The sequence below is a fragment of the Halopseudomonas pelagia CL-AP6 genome (genome assembly GCF_000410875.1).
GTDB classification, from domain to species: Bacteria; Pseudomonadota; Gammaproteobacteria; order Pseudomonadales; family Pseudomonadaceae; genus Halopseudomonas; species Halopseudomonas pelagia.
The window spans coordinates 35,271-51,275 of the sequence record NZ_AROI01000008.1 but is presented as its reverse complement, the minus strand read 5'-3'; the positions used below and the strand labels follow the sequence as shown (position 1 = coordinate 51,275).

Below are 16,005 nucleotides of genomic sequence, written 5' to 3'. Positions count from 1 at the left end.
GGAACCGAACTGATGACTGCCCTTTCTGCACCCGGCCGGCTACGGCCGGTGGTTGGCCTGCGAGGCCAACTCCTGTTTGTTCTCGGCTCATTGCTGGCGCTGACGCTGATGCTCAGCCTGCTGCGCGCGGTCTTGCTGGCCTGGAACTGGGAGTTGGCCGCCGAAGCCAGCCGCAGTGACCTGCTGGAAGCCTTCGCCAACGGTTTGCGCTTCGATCTGCGCGTGGTGGTGCTGGCCGGCGTGCCGCTGATACTGTCGGTGCTGAGTAGCAGGCTGATGGCGATGCGGCGGCTGCAATGTGCCTGGTTGACGCTGGTGACGCTGCTGCTGTGCCTGCTCGGGATGATCGAGCTGAACTTCTATCGCGAATTTCATCAACGTCTGAACGCCCTGGTGTTCCAGTACCTGCAGGAAGACCCGGGGACCGTCCTGCGCATGCTCTGGTATGGCTTTCCGGTGGTCAGATTGCTGCTGGCGATGGCGCTGCTGAGCTGGGTGATGTACCGGCTGTTTAGCTGGCTGGATGGGCGCACCCGGCTGCCGGCGGGCCGCGATGGGTTGCAGCTGAGTCGACGCGGTGCGCTGGTTGCGCGGCTGTCGGTGCTGCTGTTGCTGATGCTCAGCTCCACTGTCCTGGCACGTGGCACCCTGCGCCAGGGGCCGCCCCTGCGCTGGGGCGATGCCTTTACCACCGACTCGATATTCGCCAACCAGCTGGGGCTGACCCCGGCACTGACTCTTTACGCGGCAGCCAAGGCGCAGTTTTCCGATCATCGGGAAAATGCCTGGCTGGGGTTGATGGACAGCCGCGAGGCGACCGAGATAACCCGGGAGCTGTTGCTGACCGAGCATGACCAACTGCTGGACAGCGAGCAGGCGCCAGTGCGGCGGCTGTATCAGGCGCCCGCGGACGGCAGTCTGCCGATCCGCAACGTGGTGGTGATTCTAATGGAAAGCTTTGCCGGCCATTACGTCGGCGCGCTGGGCTCACCGCTGAACATCACGCCTGAGTTTGACCGGCTGAGCCGGGAGGGGCTGTTGTTCACTCGCTATTTCTCCAACGGCACCCACACCCATCAGGGCATGTTCGCCAGCATGGCCTGTTTTCCCAATCTTCCGGGTTTCGAGTACCTGATGCAGGAGCCTGAAGGCGGTCAACAGTTTTCCGGCCTGCCGCAGCTGCTGGGCAGCCGTGGCTTCAATGATCTGTATGTCTACAATGGTGACTTCGCCTGGGATAACCAGAAGGGCTTCTTCGGCAATCAGGGCATGAGCCGTTTCATCGGGCGCAGCGATTACATCAATCCTGTGATGTCTGACGCGACCTGGGGCGTGTCCGATCAGGATATGTTCGACCGCGCCGCCGAGGAACTGGGCAAGCTGGATCCGGAAAAGCCCTTCTATGCGCTGCTGCAGACCCTGTCCAACCATACCCCCTATGCGCTGCCCGATGCGCTGCCGATTGCGCCGATCAGTGGCCAGGGGGTCAACGATGAACACCTCACCGCGATGCGCTACTCGGACTGGGCGTTAGGCCGCTTCTTCGAGCGAATTCGCAACGAGCCCTACTACCAGGACACCTTGTTCGTGATCCTTGGAGACCACGGTTTCGGTACGCACCTACAGCTGACCGAGCTGGATCTGCTGCGCTTTCACGTACCGATGCTGCTGATCGCACCCGGCATCACCGAGCGGTTCGGCGCACGCAACGATGTAGTCGGTACGCAGGTAGACATGGTACCCACCATCATGGGCCGTCTGGGCGGCGACGTGCAGCATCAGTGCTGGGGCCGGGACCTGCTCAGTCTGCCTGCTGCGGATACTGGCTTTGGCGTGATCAAGCCGTCCGGTGGAGGCCAGACCGTCGGTATGCTGAATGGTGACGAACTGGTCGTCCAGCCGCGTGGCGAAGATCCCCGCGCCTATCGCTACTGGCTTGGTGCGGACCCCGGCGTAGATGCCCTGCTGGCAGTATCGTCGGACCTGCGCGAGCAGCTCACGGCCTATGTGCAGACCGCGACTGAAGCGTTGCTGGATGATCGGGCTGGGGTTGGGACTGTGTCGGGCAAGAGACAGTAGTGGTAGGTGACTGATCACTGTGCGGGCTGATAGATCTTCGGCGACGCTAATGAGCGGTGGCCGTAAGGACCGCTTCCCAGTCGTTTCTGAGCTGAAGCACTATGGGTTACCGAACCGTCGACTGCGCTCAGCAGTTCAGCGGCTGGCGGTCACATTCAGCTCCGCTCCAAAGCCGTCCTGGCGTCCGCTTGCCGGCGAGCGCAGATGCAATGTCATTCCTGCCCCTGTGGCAATGGCGTCGGCAATGGCCAGACCCAAGCCCGAACCGGCCGTATCCGTTGTTGCGCGTGCAAAGCGGTTACGTAGCAAGGCGAGCTGCGGCGCTGGCACGATGGTGCCTGCATTGCTGACCCGCAACCTACCATCGTCGGTCATGCTGACCTCTACCGTCTGGTTGTCGGCGCCATGCTTGAGAGCATTCTCAATCAGGTTACGCAGCAGGATGGCGAAGGCATCGGGATCGAGCAAGGAGTTTACTTCACTCTCGGGCAGGCTCAGGCTTATTCGTCCTGCTGCCTGGCGCTCGAAGTCACTGACGATCATCGCCAGGATCGGCACCAGGTCGTGCGGGCTCTGCGATAGGGCGCCGCCCCCTTCGGCTTTCGCCAGTTCCAGCAGTTTTCCGGACAGTAGCGACAGGCTGCGCAGCGCTTCCTCTATCTCGGCAACATTGTTCTGCAGTTGCTCACTGTGAACCTGGGTTTTCAACCGCTGCACTTTGGCCAGCGCGGTGGCCAAAGGTGTGCGCAGTTCATGCGCGCTATTGGCGGTAAAACTCCGTTCTGACTCCAGCGCGCGGTGCAAGCGTGCCAGCAGCCGATTGACGGCTATGGCGATCGGCTCAAATTCGCTGGGTAACCGATCCCCGGTAACCGGGGAGAGATCGCCAGCGCCGCGAGATTCTATCGATTGCTGGAATTCGACCACCGGGCGCAGGGACAGTCGGACGATCCACCAGATCCCCAGCAGACTGATCGGAATCAGCAACATCAGCGGCATTAGCAAGGCCAGGCCCGCTTCCAGTGCCGCTTCGCGCCGGTGGGCCAAGGGTTCGGCCACCTCAAGGTAGAGGGTATCACTGACCGCAGACGCGCCGTATAGCCGGTGTGTTGCCGTGCTGGAAAATCCTTCTCGGGGTAATGGGGCAAACACCCGGGGATCGGCATCGTGGGACTGCAGCAGGTGGTTGCCGTGCGCGTCTCTGACCAGGTACGTGAGGTATTCATCATGCGCTTTCAGCGCCGGGGTCCTTTGTTTGCCGCTGGCATTTTCCCGGTTGAGGATGTCGGTCACCGCCAACGGCAGAATGCGTTGGGCGGTCTCTTCCAGGGCGCTGTCGAACACCTCGTTCATTTCGTGCTGGGCCACCAGTCCAGACGCGGTCACGCCTAACAGCCAGAGCAGGGTGACGCCGAGAGTCAGGCCGATGCCCAGACGGTTCTGTAAGCTGGTTCTAGTGCTCATGTGTTTCCAGGCGATAGCCCATACCCCTGACCGTTATGATCGCATCATGCCCGAGTTTTTTCCGCAAACGGCTGACATACACCTCAATGGTATTACTTTCGATTTCTGCGCCGAAGGCGTAAAGACGGTCCTCCAGCTGTGACCTGGATAACAGCATTCCGGGGCGCTGGATAAAGCCTTCGAACAGTGCCCATTCACGCGCCGTAAGCTCCACCGCCTGACCGTTGCGACTGATGCGGTGATCACCCAGATCGACCTGCAGATCGCCCACGCGTATCAGTGGGTTCGGATCGCCGCGGTAACGACGGGCGACTGCGGCCACCCGGGCCGATAGCTCGGACAGATCGAAGGGCTTTATCAGATAGTCGTCGGCGCCAGCGTTGAGTCCGGCAATTCGGTCCGATACCTGATCCCTGGCGGTCAGGATGATGACCGGGGTCGAGTTTCCGCTGGTTCTCAGCTTGCGCAAAAAATCCAAGCCGTGGCCATCGGGCAGCATCAGGTCGAGCAGAATCAGGTCGTAGGTCGTGGTCTGCACACTGGTTTCGGCAAAACGCAGGGTTTGCACCCAGTCCACCGCGTGGCCGTCATCGGCAATCTGATCGCGCACCGCCTCGCCCAACCCGAGCGTATCTTCAACCAGCAGTACCCGCATAACTCACCTCTGTTCCCGCCCTGAAAGCAAGATACTACAGCCGCGTCCTGACAGCAGCCTGAATGGCGCCCTGGTAATGGTTCTCGCCCCGCCACAGCCCTTCAGTTGGCTGTCAGGTTTGCGCGTTAACCTTAGCCTCACTCTTCCAGGTGTCATCAGAGGCGCTGTCATGCTCCGGATCATTTTACCTTTTATCATCGTGGTGTGCGGCCTCTGGGCCTGGAGTCTGGCTGCAGGGCCCTGGTCGGTCTATGAGCAGAGTCTGCTGCTCAGTGGCTGGTTGTCCATCGCCTTGATGTCACTGGTCATGATCTTGGCGCAGCGTCCGGCCTGGCTGGAACGCCCCTTGGGCGGAATGGACCAGATGTATCGCAGCCATAAATGGGCCGGGATTCTGGCGGTGGTTTTTGCCGCTGCCCACTGGCTGATTGAGATGGGCGACGACCTGATAGAGTCGATGTTCGGCGCAGCCGACAAGCGGCATGACCCGGATTATTCCGGCTTTATCGACGCCATGCGTGATGTTGCCGAGGACATAGGCGAATTTAGCGTTTATCTGTTGTTCGCCATGCTGCTGATTACCCTGTGGCGGCAGTTTCCCTACAAATACTGGCGCTATATCCACCGTGGCATGCCCGCGCTGTACCTGTTGCTGGCTTTCCATGCGGCGTGGCTTGCCCCGCTGCAATGGTGGCAGCAGCCGATTGGCCTGTTGCTGGCCATCCTGCTGCTGGGCGGCAGCATCGCCAGCGGGCTTTCCCTGGCCGGCAGAGTGGGCCGCCGTCACCAGGTTCAAGGTTCGATCAGCGCCATCAATACCCTGGGTAAGGGTGTCACTGAGGTTGTGTGCACGCTGGGCATGGCATGGCCTGGGCACCGTGCCGGACAGTTTGCCTTCGTGACCTTTAACACCCTGGAAGGTGCTCACCCGTTCACCATCGCCAGCGCTGACCGGGGCAATGGCGAGGTGACCTTCCTGATCAAATCCCTCGGCGACTTCACCCACCATCTCAGCAACAAAATCAGCGTCGGGCAAACAGTCACGGTTGAGGGCCCTTACGGCTGCTTTGACTTCGGCCGAAGAAACCGCAAGGCCCAGCAGATCTGGATTGCCGGCGGCATCGGCGTGACGCCGTTCCTGGCCTGGCTTGAAGCCATTGGCCGCAGCACGGAAACGGCGCCGCAGGCAGACCTGCACTACTGCACTCGCAATGCCGACCAGGACCCCATGGCGGAACGGCTCCGGGCGCTTTGTCGCGGCTTTCCCAGCATTCAGCTGCAGATTCATGACAGCAGCCAGGGTGACACGCTCTCGGCAGCAAAGCTGACTACCGGTGCGGACTCAGCTACGCGGACAGAGGTCTGGTTTTGCGGCCCGACAGGGCTGGGGCGGGCACTTGAACAGGGCTTGCGGGCGGTGCCCTTGCGCTTGTTGCGTTTCCACAAAGAGGCTTTCCAGTTTCGCTGAATATGATTGGACGCGTTCAGGCCCGTGTCAGGTACAGCTCATAAAGTACTCAGTGTGGATTCAACAGGAGATATGCCATGAAGACCAAACCCTTGTTTATAGGCCTCGCTCTAGTATTCCTGAGCCCTGCGCTGCTGGCTGACGATGACTGTGATGACCCGCTGGCCAATTGGCAACCGCGGGAAAATCTGCGCCAGAAACTGCAAGCCGAAGGCTGGACTGTCTACCGCATCAAGGTGGATGACGGTTGTTATGAGGTCAAGGGCCTGACCCCGGAGGGCTATCGCGCGGAAGCGTCCTTTGCACCAGCGTCGCTGAAATTGATGGAACTGGAGCGGGAGGAAGACGATGACGACGATCACGGTCACAGCAACAAAACGCACAAAAGTGCCCAGGCTAGTGGCCAGGTGCCGGTGCCGCAAACTGGCGCCGGCAAAAGTCGCCCCAGGGTAACCATTGAATAACCCGCCGATTCTGTCTGTTTGTTGTTAACGCAGTTCACGTTTTTATCGGAGAGACTGTATGAAAAAAAATTTTATTACTCTGGGACTGGCTATCGCACTGGTTGCGCCCGTTCTTGCACAGGCACGGGAGGTGACCATCACCACCGATTTGCTCGACTACGGTGGGGATGGCGCCTACCTGGCGCTTTACCTGACCGATGCTGCCGGGAAATTTCAGCAAACGCTCTGGGTTGCCGGAAGAAAACCCAAGTACTACAAGCACCTGAGTGGCTGGGCGCGCGGCAGTGGGCTGGATCCAGCTGAGTATGATGGCCTCGCCGGAGCGAGTGTAACCAGTGGGCGCAGCCTGAAAGTCACTGTGGACCTGGATGATGCGCTGATCGACAGCGGTTACCAGATCCATGTCGACAGCGCCGTTGAAGATATGCGTGATCATCGCTCGGATGTCGTCGTACCCCTGACCAGCACAGGTGCCGGTAAACAGGTTACTGGTGTTGGCTATGTTCGCTCGCTGCGCTACGATTTTTAACCGACTGGCAGGAGCAAAAGTAATGTTGCGTCAATTGCACGGTTTACCTGGTCTGTTCGCGGCGCTGTTGCTGATGACGCTGGCTGTCAGCGGGGCAGTTTTAGCCCTCGCGCCCGCAATCGACCGGGCGGCCACGGTGATCCCGGCTGCTGGCGAGGTGAGCGTGGCGGCGCTGGCAGAACGTGTCGTGACCCATTACCCGGGAACCGAACAGATTGTGCGCGGCCCTTCCGGCGGCGTGATCGTCTATTACAGCCGTGACGGTCAGCCCGGGGCTGATCTGGTCAATCCCTTGACCGGCGAGGGCATTGCGCCGTACGAGCCATCGGCTTTTTTCACCTGGATCAAGAGTCTGCATCGCTCGTTTCTGCTGGGTAATGCTGGCCGGGTGCTGGCCGGGGTCATGGCCGCAGTGATGCTGCTGCTGTGTCTCTCCGGCATTCTGCTGCTAGTCCGTCGGACCGGTGGCTGGAAAGCATTGTTGCGGCCGTTTACCGGTTCGGGCGGCAAGCGAATTCACGCCGAACTGGCCCGGTTGGCCGTTCTCGGGTTGCTGCTGTCGGCGTTGACCGGTTGCTATATGTCAGCGCTCCGCTTTGGCTTGCTGCCCGAACCTGCCGAAACCGGACCGACGTTTCCTGCTGAGGTCTCGGGTGGGCCGCCAGCGCCGGTGGCTACTCTGCGCGCTCTCTCGGCTGTTGATCTCAGCGACTTGCGGGAACTGGTGTTTCCCTATCCTAATGACCCACAGGAGGCCTATTCCCTGACCACCAGCGCCGGTGCCGGATTTGTTGATCAGGCGACAGGTGAACTGCTGAAGTACCAGCCGCGGGCTGCGGGGAGCGTGTTCCAGCAATGGATGGTCAGTTTGCACACCGGCGAAGGCCTGTGGTGGCTGGGCTTGATTCTCGGCGCTGCGGCGCTGAGCGTGCCGCTGCTGTCATTGACGGGGCTAACCATCTGGTGGCGGCGCCGCCGCTCGTCAGCGCAATTGCCGGACAATGCCGAGGCCGCTCAGGCGCAGGTCATTATCCTGGTCGGTTCGGAAAATAACACGACCTGGGGCTTTGCCCGGGCCCTTCACGCCAGCTTGCACCAGGCCGGTCTGCGGGTGCATAGCAGCGAGATGAACGCATTGGCTGACCATTATCCGCAGGCAGCCAGGCTTTTTCTGCTGACCTCGACCTACGGCGACGGCGACGCGCCGGCGTCAGCTCGTCAGTTTATGGCCAGGCTCAGTCATTTTAGGGGCGCGAAGACGCTGAAATATGCGGTGCTGGGTTTTGGTGACCGGCAGTTTCCAAACTTCTGTCAGTTTGCCTTGGCGGTGGATGCGGCGCTGGCCAACCAAGGGCTGAACCGTCTGCACGCTATCGAGCTAATTGATCAGTGCTCCGCTACGCAATTCAGTGCGTGGGGAGACAAGCTCAGCGAGCTGATCGGCACTCCGCTTGCGCTGAGCTACGATTCGCTGCCGCCGCCCAGCGTCAAGCTGGAACTGATCGAGCGGGTGGATTACGGGCTGGCGGTGCAGGCCCCTACCAGCATTCTGCGTTTCAAGGCGGCAGAGCAGGGTCGGGGCAAGTGGCCGATGTTGCTCTCCGGAGCCCGCACAACGCTGCCACTATTTGAAGCGGGCGATCTGCTTGGCGTCACCCCTGCGCGTGGGCAGCCCGCGAGGTTTTACTCGCTGGCCTCCTCTGCGACTGACGGCATTCTGGAGATCTGCGTGCGTAAAAAGCCTGGTGGCCTTTGCTCCGGATATTTGCACGGGCTCAGACCGGGGGATCGTATTGATGGCTTTATTCGCCATAACCCCGGTTTCCGGCCAGCGGTGGGCAGTACCCCGATTATTCTCATTGGTGCCGGTGCAGGGATTGGCCCACTGACCGGTTTTATTCGGAAAAATACGCAACGTTATCCAATGTATCTTTATTGGGGTGGGCGCAATCCGCAGTCGGATTTTCTCTATCAACCTGAGTTAGAGGACTACCTTGAAGACCATCGGCTGACAGGGTTGAATACGGTGTTTTCTCGATCAGACGAACGCGCCTACGTACAGGACAAACTCATGCAAGATCAGGTCGCTGTGCGTGAGATGGTTGAAAAGGGCGCACAGATTCTGGTCTGTGGTGGCCGAGATATGGCCGCCGGGGTAAAGCAGGTGATTGAAGACATTCTCAAGCCGTTGCGCACCGATGTGGAGACTCTCAGGGCCGAGGGCCGGTATCTAGAAGATGTCTACTGAACGGAAGGCGTACCCTAGAGCTGGCATGTTAGCTTCTACTGGTCAGGACCGTATTGACAGAGTAATCTGCTTGAGCGCTGATTTAACAGGCCAACCACCGCACACCAAACCGATCAGAACAACCTGGATTCACGTTCTGGATCAAAGGCGGCGGCAGTATCTTCAGAAAGCCAGTAATCAATATCAGGCCGTCAGCAACAACCCCTGGGGCAGGTGCAAGTGCAGCCTGAAGGGACAGTAGTCAGCATCAGCGGCCTGATCGCTCAGCAACTCCAGGGTGATTCTGCCACCCAGTGCCTCCAGGCTGGCGCGCACGGCATCCATGCCGACACCGCGGCCAGACGTCATACTGACACTATCTGCAGTGCTGAGCCCGGGATGGAAAATCAGCTCAGCCAGCTCCTGTGCCGGCCACTGGTCCTGCTCACCTTTGATTCCGGCCTCTTGCGCCTTGATGGCTAACCGGGCCAGGTTCAGGCCGCAGCCATCATCTGCCAGCGACAGGACAAAGTTGTTATCCTGCAGCTCACCATGCCATTGCAGGTGGCCAGCCGCCGCCTTGCCAGACCTCAGCCGCTGTTCGCCGGACTCGATGCCATGGGCCAGACTGTTGCGCAGGATATGCGTCAAGGCGCCCGCCAAAGCCGGCAGGCAAGTCGCTTGCAAGCGAGTGCAATCCAGTTGTCCGGAAAAGCTGATGCTCGGGGTTGGCTTGTCCAGCTCATTCGCCAGACGCGGCAAATCTGCGGTAATGTCCTGCAACCAATCCTGCATCAGTGGTACGCCCACTTGTTTGAGCAACTCACTCAACACCGGGCTTTGCTGTTGCGCTGCCAGTAATTGCAACTGATCCCAGAGTAGGTCATCGATGTGCCTGCCCTGATTCACAACGGCATCGGCATAGCCGGACAAACGTTCTGCATGCACCCGGCGGTAACGTTCCAGGTCCTGCACTACCTGTTCCAGTTCAACTTGCAGCTGCTGACTGTTGCGTCCTTGCACTGCCTGCTCTGCCGCATGCAGGCTGTCGGTAACAGCGAATAGACCGAGGGTGCGAGCGTTGCCTTTGATCGTATGCAAGTCACGGTAGGCCGCCAGCCATTCCGGCTGATGACTCTCGGGCTGCCAGTCCTGCACTGCTTGCAGCAGAGCGTCGATGCTCTGGCTGGATTGCTGCAAAAAAGCGGAAAACCGGGCTGGCGCGACGGCAAGAATCTCTTCCAGAAGTTGCAGTTCGCGCTGCTGCTCGTCGGCCTGAGCCTGCAGAGCACGCATCTGTGTGATGTCGCGAACCACCAGCATCAGGCGTTCGACGCAGTCATCAGCATCCAGCAAAGGCTGCCAGTGCAGTTCTAGCAACTTGCTGCCACCGCGTAAATCAACCCTGAGTTCGGTTGGTAGGTAGTGAGCATTGCACTCATACAGCAGCACGTCCTGCTCGAGCACCGCCATTAGCGCAGCAGCAGCTTGCTGCTGCTGATCAGCCCCCAGCATACTGCGCTCAAGTAGTAACTCCACGATTGACTGCCCGGCCAGGTTATCCTGGGCCAGGATGCTGGTCAGGTGCGCCGAGTAATCCTGATGCAGGGTCAGGTCCGGCTGGATAATACAAATCCCCTGCCGCATGTTTTGTAACACCGCCTGAATTTCACGGTTCCTGGCGTCCAGCGTTGCCGTGTGCTCATGTACGATTGCCAGTTGCTGCTCATGCGCCAATTCAACCAGGGCGCGGGCACGTAGAAACCCGACGTAAACACCTTGCCAGGTGATAACCACCCCTTCGGCATCCGGCTGCGCATGCACCCGCTTAAGTACCTGTTCGGTACTGGCATCCAGCTCGGCAGTAGGGCAAGCCGAGAGGAAATGCTCGAGCAGTTTGGGCTGGCCGCGATTGGCCAGCAGGGCCAGGCCGAAGCGCGAATAGACGTAACCCTTGAGGCTACGCTCGCAGACCAGGCCGAGTGGCTGCGCTTGCGCATCCAGCACTGGGAAGAAATGCTCCTGCTGGTAGTCACGGAACACCTCCAGCACCTGCAGCATATCGGTACTGACCAGGATCGGACGAATAACCTCGAGCCCACGCACAATACTCGGATTGCCCTGGCCCTGAAGGCTCTTCAGCAAGGCCTGGGGGTCGTGAAAACGCCGGTCTGGGGAGGACGTTTTAGCGGCCTTGTCGGCCGCAGAAGTAGCTTGAACAGGCATGACAGCAGCTCTCGTGTTAATGAAGGGATAATGACGTGAACGTGCCTGCACTCTAGAGGCCTGCTGTTGCTGTCTGATGACACTACGATAATATTATGGCGTCATCAAAACGACATCATGCCAGGCTAGCATCCCGCCCTAGACGCATTCTATCTAGGAGGCTGCTGTGCTTATTGTTCTTTCCCTCATCTTGGGCTGCCTGCTCGGCTGGGCTGTTTGGCGCCTGTACCAGCAACAGCTGACGATAAAAATTCAGCAAGACCAGCTCATCCAGGTTGCCCGCGCTGAACAGGACATGCAGCAACGCTGCCTCAGCAATGAGAAACAACAAACCAGCTTACAGGCAGCTCTGCATGCTTTGCAGCAGGACCTGGATCAACAACAGCGACACTGGCAGCAGGAGCGCAGCCGGCTTCAAGATGACCGTCATGCCAATGACCATCAGGCTGAACACCGGGTTAGCACTTTGCAGCAGGGCATGCAGCAGATACAGACGCTGAACCGGCGCTGGCAGCAACTCAGTAGCGAAATCGATGAGTTAGGCCAGATTGTTCACACCTTCGAACGCTGGAACGCCAACCTGGATGTAATGATGCAGCACAACCAGGCAATGCAGCGGGAGAGCCAGGCCTTTGCCGCCATCACCAAGCAAACCATCCTGCTGGCGCTGAATGCGAGTATCGAGGCTGCCCGGGCTGGTGAGCATGGCCGCGGCTTTGCCATTGTTGCCGAAGAAGTACGCAATCTGGCCAATCGCTCGGAGACGCTAAATAACGGCTATGCCGAGCGCTTGTTACAGAGCGCGGCCGTGACGACCACCACTTTTCAGGATATTCAGGCATCCAGCCGGATGATCCATACCGCCATTCAGGACTTGCGGCTGCAGTGCCAATCCCTGGATCAAGCCACTCGAGAACTGGAGGCGCAGCATGCTCATGCCCGCGCAGCCTGATACCAGCCATCTGGATGCTACGACCCGGGAGCAACTCGACGTTATGCTCTGCCGCGGCCTGGACGACAGCACTACCAGCCTGCATCGCGCACAGGTGTTGCCCGCACATGAGTGGCCGCGCGGTGCTGCAGACAGCGATGTCTACCTGACCCTGTTGAGTTTAAGCAGTTACCAGTTTCACAGCCTGGTGCTGGTCATTACCGACAGCTCTCGGGCTACTTGCGAAGTAAGCGACGATCACTTGCTGGAAATGGGTAATACCTTTTGCGGCAGCCTCAAGCGCCAGTTGGGACAACACCTGCCCAACCTCGGCATGTCTACCCCTCACGCCTTGTCGGTCAAGTGCCTGCCCATGCTATTGGACAATTGCCGGCTACCGCTGGTCGCCGGCTGCCATGACAGCCGTGGCCTGGGGGTTACCGGCTGGCTGTTGCTACCCCATGATTTCAATCTGCAACTGGTGGCTCAAAGCGTTGATGACGTGGAAAGCACTGGCGAACTGGAACTGTTTTAAACCCCACACCACAGAGGAATAACCATGTCTGCCATACTCGTAGTTGACGATTCCGCCACTGTACGCGACGCCGTTGCCGCCTTTCTGCGGCAAAATAACCTGACCGTTATTACCGCCAACGATGGACGCGAAGGCCTGCAACAACTGCAGCGCTACGCCAATATCAAGCTGGTAATTTGTGATGTAAATATGCCCCACATGGATGGCCTGACCATGGCGGAAAAGTCGCGCAGCGAGCTGCGTTGCAACGTCCCGATCATCATGCTGACCACAGAAAGTTGTCCGAAGATGAAAGAGCGAGGCAAGGCGGCCGGGGTCAAAGGCTGGATCGTGAAGCCGTTCAACGGGCCGGGGATTATTGGTGCCATACACAAACTCTTGGCTGCCTGAAGGTCTGTCAGCGCCTATCTAAAAACCGGCTGGGCGCCCCAGGCACTTTCTGCCTGGCCATGGGAGAGCTGCGGGTGTAAGGGTCGAGGGTTCAGGGGCAGAGGCTCAGGTCCTGCCTGTTGCTAATGCGAAGAGGAGCTCTAATTAATTGTTTTAGACCTGGGCAGGAAAATAAATCTGCCGCGTTGTCGCTATAATTTCGCTTTCACTCTTCTCGCTGATCGGCGTATCAGGAACCGCACGTCATCTACAGCGGGAACCATCGCGAGTGTGACTAACGCAAGTGCCAGCGGAACCGTTGCAATATAGCCGACATGCTTGAATCCAAACGCTCCCATTACCCCACCCAGGAAGAAACACATCGCTAACAGCGTGAGCATTTTGAGTCGAAACCGGTTGGCCGATACCTTTGGCCGGATTGAAGACGTTCCGGTATTCCAATAGGCAAGCTTACCTAGCTCGATACCTATGTCCGTGATGATGCCGGTAATGTGCGTCGTCCTGATCTCGGCGTTGGAAATCTTGGTAATAAGCGCATTTTGCAGGCCCATAATGAAACACAGCAGCATGACGGTTACAGGCACGAACAAGCCGCTCACGGTGGAGAGCCGAGCACCAAGCAAGCCAAAGCAGAGCAAGAGACCGGCTTCAAGCAGCAATGGCAGCGCAAATACGCTGTGCATCCGGTGGCGCCGCGAATAGTTGACCATTATCGCAGAGCAGGCCGCGCCCATCAGAAAGCACAGCAAGCCGCCAGCACCACTCAATACCAGTTCATAGGCACCCAGGACGATGTTGTCCGCCATTGAGGAGACAATGCCCGTCATATGCGAGGTGTATTGCTGCACAGCCAGGAAGCCACCGGCGTTGGTGGCTCCGGCCACAAAGGCCAAGACAAAGCCAAGGTGCCGGTTTGCGTCGGTAGTGCGCTTTCGCCCCGCGAGGCGTCTAGCGTATTTAATTGGCATTAAGACTACTCGACCCATTGATACAACGCAGACTGGAATCAGCGGCCTGAGCATTTCCGAGCCTATAGGGCGTTTGTCGCAGCGAGAATGCACTCGTCGGCTGCCGCAGCGACCAGCGCGCAGATCTTTGCAATAGCTGGACAGGTGCTTTAGCAGTGGATTTCCGCGCTTTTGATGCCCAAGCCTTTCAGCTCTTCAACCAACTCGTCCAGGTATACAAAAGATTCAATAACTTCGTTCTCATCAACCAGAAAGAAACTCTTTCCTGCGCCTTTTTTGAAAAATACGATCCATTCTCTGACATTGGTCGGGTTTGCGATCACATGGGTATCGAAAACCACGCCTTCGGCATGCCGGGTTTTTACGTCTTCACGCTTCATTACAATCACCGCACTCTAGGGTTCGAGCTGACTTGTTGCGCAGCCTGGTCGCTTCTGACCCAGCCATCTTGCTGGAGCTACTGTGCTTACAGTCCATCGTCAAAGTGCTTCATATTAACATCATATGTTAATGAAAAGCACATTGATGGCTGGGCGAATGGACGCTGCTGACGATACGCTAAGCAACGAACTTAGGGCTTTGAGCTTGAGGTCAGCTTGCTCTTGGTCGCGTAGGTGGCGCCGTGGGTTTCCAGATAGGCCCTAATCAACTGGCGTACCACTTGCGATGGAGTTAGGTCTTGAGCAGAGCAAAGCTCCTCGAAAGCTTTCTTTTTTGTGGGATCAATAAGCACCGTCAGACGCGCCGTTTTGTTTTCCATGATTTCTCCGTTCGCTTAAGTTGCCATATGTTAATCAAATTATAATCATCTTACCCTTGGCTGTCACCGGATAGGCAGGGGTAGGCAGGATTAGGAAATGCCCGCCAGATCCTGAATACAGGTCTCATCAGGGGTGGGGGAAAGCGGTTGGCGCGCTTTTGCACAGGCTATCGTTGGCCTGCCGGGTATCACTCGCGGATCTTTATTTCCCCAGCACTATTGCCCGTGCACGCCATTCTAGAGCCTTGACGGGCCTTCATGAGAAATAATCTCGTTTGAAATGGGCTCGTAATAGACACCCTCTATAGTCTCCCTTCCCAGGTGGATTGCAGCATGCATAGGCTGCAGCTTTTTAGCAAAAGTGACTCAGGGCGGGATGATTCAGCTGAAACGCCAGCGGTTATCGAGAAACCAGCCAAACCTGCCGGCATGGGCGGTGAGTTTGCCATGGCCGCGCCGGAGGTCCTCTCTCCGCGCGCGGTGCTGTACACCACCTCGATCGATTCGGGATATCCACTTCTGGACGCCACCAATGGCTGGGGGCGTCTGGATCTGGTAACCGCTGCAGACGGTTACGCCGCTTTCCTGGGCGACGTTAGCGTTGACATGGATGCCAGCGAAGGTGGCTTCCATGTGCGGGACTGGTGGAGAAACGACATTAGCGGAGAAGGTCGGCTGACCAAAACGGGTAGCGGTCAGCTAACGCTGGAAGGTGATAACAGCTATTCCGGTGGCACCCTTGTACAGGGCGGCGTGCTGGAAGCGAAATCCGACTCGGCATTCGGTGAAGGCGATCTGTACATCGAAGATGGGAGCGTTAGCGTAACTGCCGAGGATTCATATACGTGTAAATCGCCTATTCGGCGTTCTGATGCAGCCTGCTGACGACTAAAACCCCAACCAGGTGATCAAGGCCAGTAAAGGAAACACGCCCTGCATAACCGCTGCCCGCAGCATCCGAAGGCCGCCTGAAATGAACAGCACCACCGCTGCGCCGAGCATGCAGGCGCAACAGAACAGCACTAGCGTCTGGCCAACGACCAGACTGCTGGGCCAGTAAAGCAGCACCAGGCCAAAAACAATGCCCAGCGCCAGAAACAGGTTGTAGAAGCCCTGGTTAAATGCAAACAGACGTCTTGCTTCAGCATCTGCAGGTGTAGCCGCGCCGAAACGCTTATGTACCTGAGGCTTCATGAACCACAGGCTTTCCATGCAGAAAATCAGCACGTGTAGCGCTGCGGCAACAAAGGCTAACAACTGTGTGGAAAAATGCATGTGAACTCCATTGTCTTTATCTTGGTAAGTACCA

General features: G+C 58.3%; 16 protein-coding genes. 9 read left to right on the top strand and 7 right to left on the bottom strand.

Going from position 1 to position 16,005, the window contains the following annotated elements; all coding sequences use genetic code 11:
- Positions 1–12 precede the first annotated feature (12 nt).
- Positions 13–2,079 carry an LTA synthase family protein gene (locus K787_RS0106750; RefSeq protein ID WP_022962033.1) on the top strand — a complete coding sequence of 689 codons (2,067 nt, stop codon included), beginning with the start codon at positions 13–15 and terminating at the stop codon, positions 2,077–2,079.
- A 135-nt stretch (positions 2,080–2,214) separates the two neighbouring features.
- On the opposite strand, the gene K787_RS0106745 is transcribed toward K787_RS0106750, so the two are convergent.
- Both K787_RS0106745 and K787_RS0106740 read right to left on the bottom strand, forming a co-directional pair.
- On the bottom strand, positions 2,215–3,543 hold the full coding sequence (locus tag K787_RS0106745) for a sensor histidine kinase (RefSeq protein ID WP_022962032.1): 1,329 nt from the start codon (positions 3,541–3,543) through the stop codon (positions 2,215–2,217).
- Positions 3,533–4,198 (bottom strand): response regulator, encoded by a 666-nt coding sequence (locus K787_RS0106740; RefSeq protein WP_022962031.1) that lies wholly within the window; start codon positions 4,196–4,198, stop codon positions 3,533–3,535. The genes K787_RS0106745 and K787_RS0106740 overlap by 11 nt, the downstream gene beginning before the upstream one ends.
- A 169-nt stretch (positions 4,199–4,367) precedes the next feature.
- Here K787_RS0106740 and K787_RS0106735 point away from each other — a divergent pair, with 169 nt between their 5' ends.
- The 4 genes from K787_RS0106735 to K787_RS0106720 all read left to right on the top strand — a co-directional run bounded on the left by K787_RS0106735 (position 4,368) and on the right by K787_RS0106720 (position 8,907).
- The gene (locus K787_RS0106735; RefSeq protein ID WP_022962030.1) at positions 4,368–5,666 is read left to right on the top strand and encodes a ferredoxin reductase family protein; all 1,299 of its coding nucleotides are present in this window, start codon (positions 4,368–4,370) and stop codon (positions 5,664–5,666) included.
- Between the two features lie 77 nt (positions 5,667–5,743).
- Positions 5,744–6,130 (top strand): PepSY domain-containing protein, encoded by a 387-nt coding sequence (locus K787_RS0106730; protein WP_022962029.1) that lies wholly within the window; start codon positions 5,744–5,746, stop codon positions 6,128–6,130.
- Between the two features lie 58 nt (positions 6,131–6,188).
- Positions 6,189–6,659: a DUF2271 domain-containing protein gene (locus K787_RS0106725; RefSeq protein ID WP_022962028.1), complete on the top strand. Its 471-nt coding sequence runs from the start codon at positions 6,189–6,191 to the stop codon at positions 6,657–6,659.
- A gap of 22 nt (positions 6,660–6,681) precedes the next feature.
- Positions 6,682–8,907: a PepSY domain-containing protein gene (locus tag K787_RS0106720; RefSeq protein ID WP_022962027.1), complete on the top strand. Its 2,226-nt coding sequence runs from the start codon at positions 6,682–6,684 to the stop codon at positions 8,905–8,907.
- Positions 8,908–9,090: 183 nt separating this feature from the next.
- On the opposite strand, the gene K787_RS0106715 is transcribed toward K787_RS0106720, so the two are convergent.
- Entirely contained in the window at positions 9,091–11,112 is a 2,022-nt protein-coding gene (locus K787_RS0106715) for an Hpt domain-containing protein (protein ID WP_022962026.1), read from the bottom strand.
- Positions 11,113–11,278: 166 nt separating this feature from the next.
- Here K787_RS0106715 and K787_RS25750 point away from each other — a divergent pair, with 166 nt between their 5' ends.
- Genes K787_RS25750 through K787_RS0106700 form a run of 3 tightly spaced genes read left to right on the top strand, consistent with a single transcriptional unit; the run spans position 11,279 to position 12,968 of the window.
- Positions 11,279–12,064, top strand: a complete 786-nt coding sequence (locus K787_RS25750) for a methyl-accepting chemotaxis protein (RefSeq protein WP_022962025.1) — start codon at positions 11,279–11,281, stop codon at positions 12,062–12,064.
- Complete coding sequence (locus K787_RS24260; RefSeq protein ID WP_022962024.1) at positions 12,042–12,578, top strand: hypothetical protein; 537 nt, start codon at positions 12,042–12,044, stop codon at positions 12,576–12,578. Before K787_RS25750 ends, K787_RS24260 begins: the two co-directional genes overlap by 23 nt.
- A 24-nt stretch (positions 12,579–12,602) precedes the next feature.
- On the top strand, positions 12,603–12,968 hold the full coding sequence (locus K787_RS0106700; protein WP_022962023.1) for a response regulator: 366 nt from the start codon (positions 12,603–12,605) through the stop codon (positions 12,966–12,968).
- Positions 12,969–13,159: 191 nt separating this feature from the next.
- On the opposite strand, the gene K787_RS0106695 is transcribed toward K787_RS0106700, so the two are convergent.
- The 3 genes from K787_RS0106695 to K787_RS0106685 all read right to left on the bottom strand — a co-directional run bounded on the left by K787_RS0106695 (position 13,160) and on the right by K787_RS0106685 (position 14,696).
- Positions 13,160–13,861 (bottom strand): YoaK family protein, encoded by a 702-nt coding sequence (locus K787_RS0106695; protein ID WP_306360703.1) that lies wholly within the window; start codon positions 13,859–13,861, stop codon positions 13,160–13,162.
- A 224-nt stretch (positions 13,862–14,085) separates the two neighbouring features.
- The gene (locus K787_RS0106690; RefSeq protein ID WP_028614685.1) at positions 14,086–14,316 is read right to left on the bottom strand and encodes a hypothetical protein; all 231 of its coding nucleotides are present in this window, start codon (positions 14,314–14,316) and stop codon (positions 14,086–14,088) included.
- A 191-nt stretch (positions 14,317–14,507) separates the two neighbouring features.
- A complete protein-coding gene (locus K787_RS0106685) occupies positions 14,508–14,696 on the bottom strand; it encodes a ribbon-helix-helix protein (RefSeq protein ID WP_022962020.1) in 189 nt (62 codons plus the stop codon).
- A gap of 333 nt (positions 14,697–15,029) precedes the next feature.
- Between K787_RS0106685 and K787_RS0106680 the strand changes: the two genes are divergently transcribed.
- A complete protein-coding gene (locus K787_RS0106680; RefSeq protein ID WP_022962019.1) occupies positions 15,030–15,581 on the top strand; it encodes an autotransporter-associated beta strand repeat-containing protein in 552 nt (183 codons plus the stop codon).
- A gap of 3 nt (positions 15,582–15,584) precedes the next feature.
- Here the strand turns inward: K787_RS0106680 and K787_RS0106675 are convergent, their stop codons facing one another.
- Positions 15,585–15,971, bottom strand: coding sequence for a DUF1304 domain-containing protein (locus K787_RS0106675; protein WP_022962018.1), 387 nt, complete (start codon positions 15,969–15,971; stop codon positions 15,585–15,587).
- Positions 15,972–16,005: the final 34 nt, after the last annotated feature.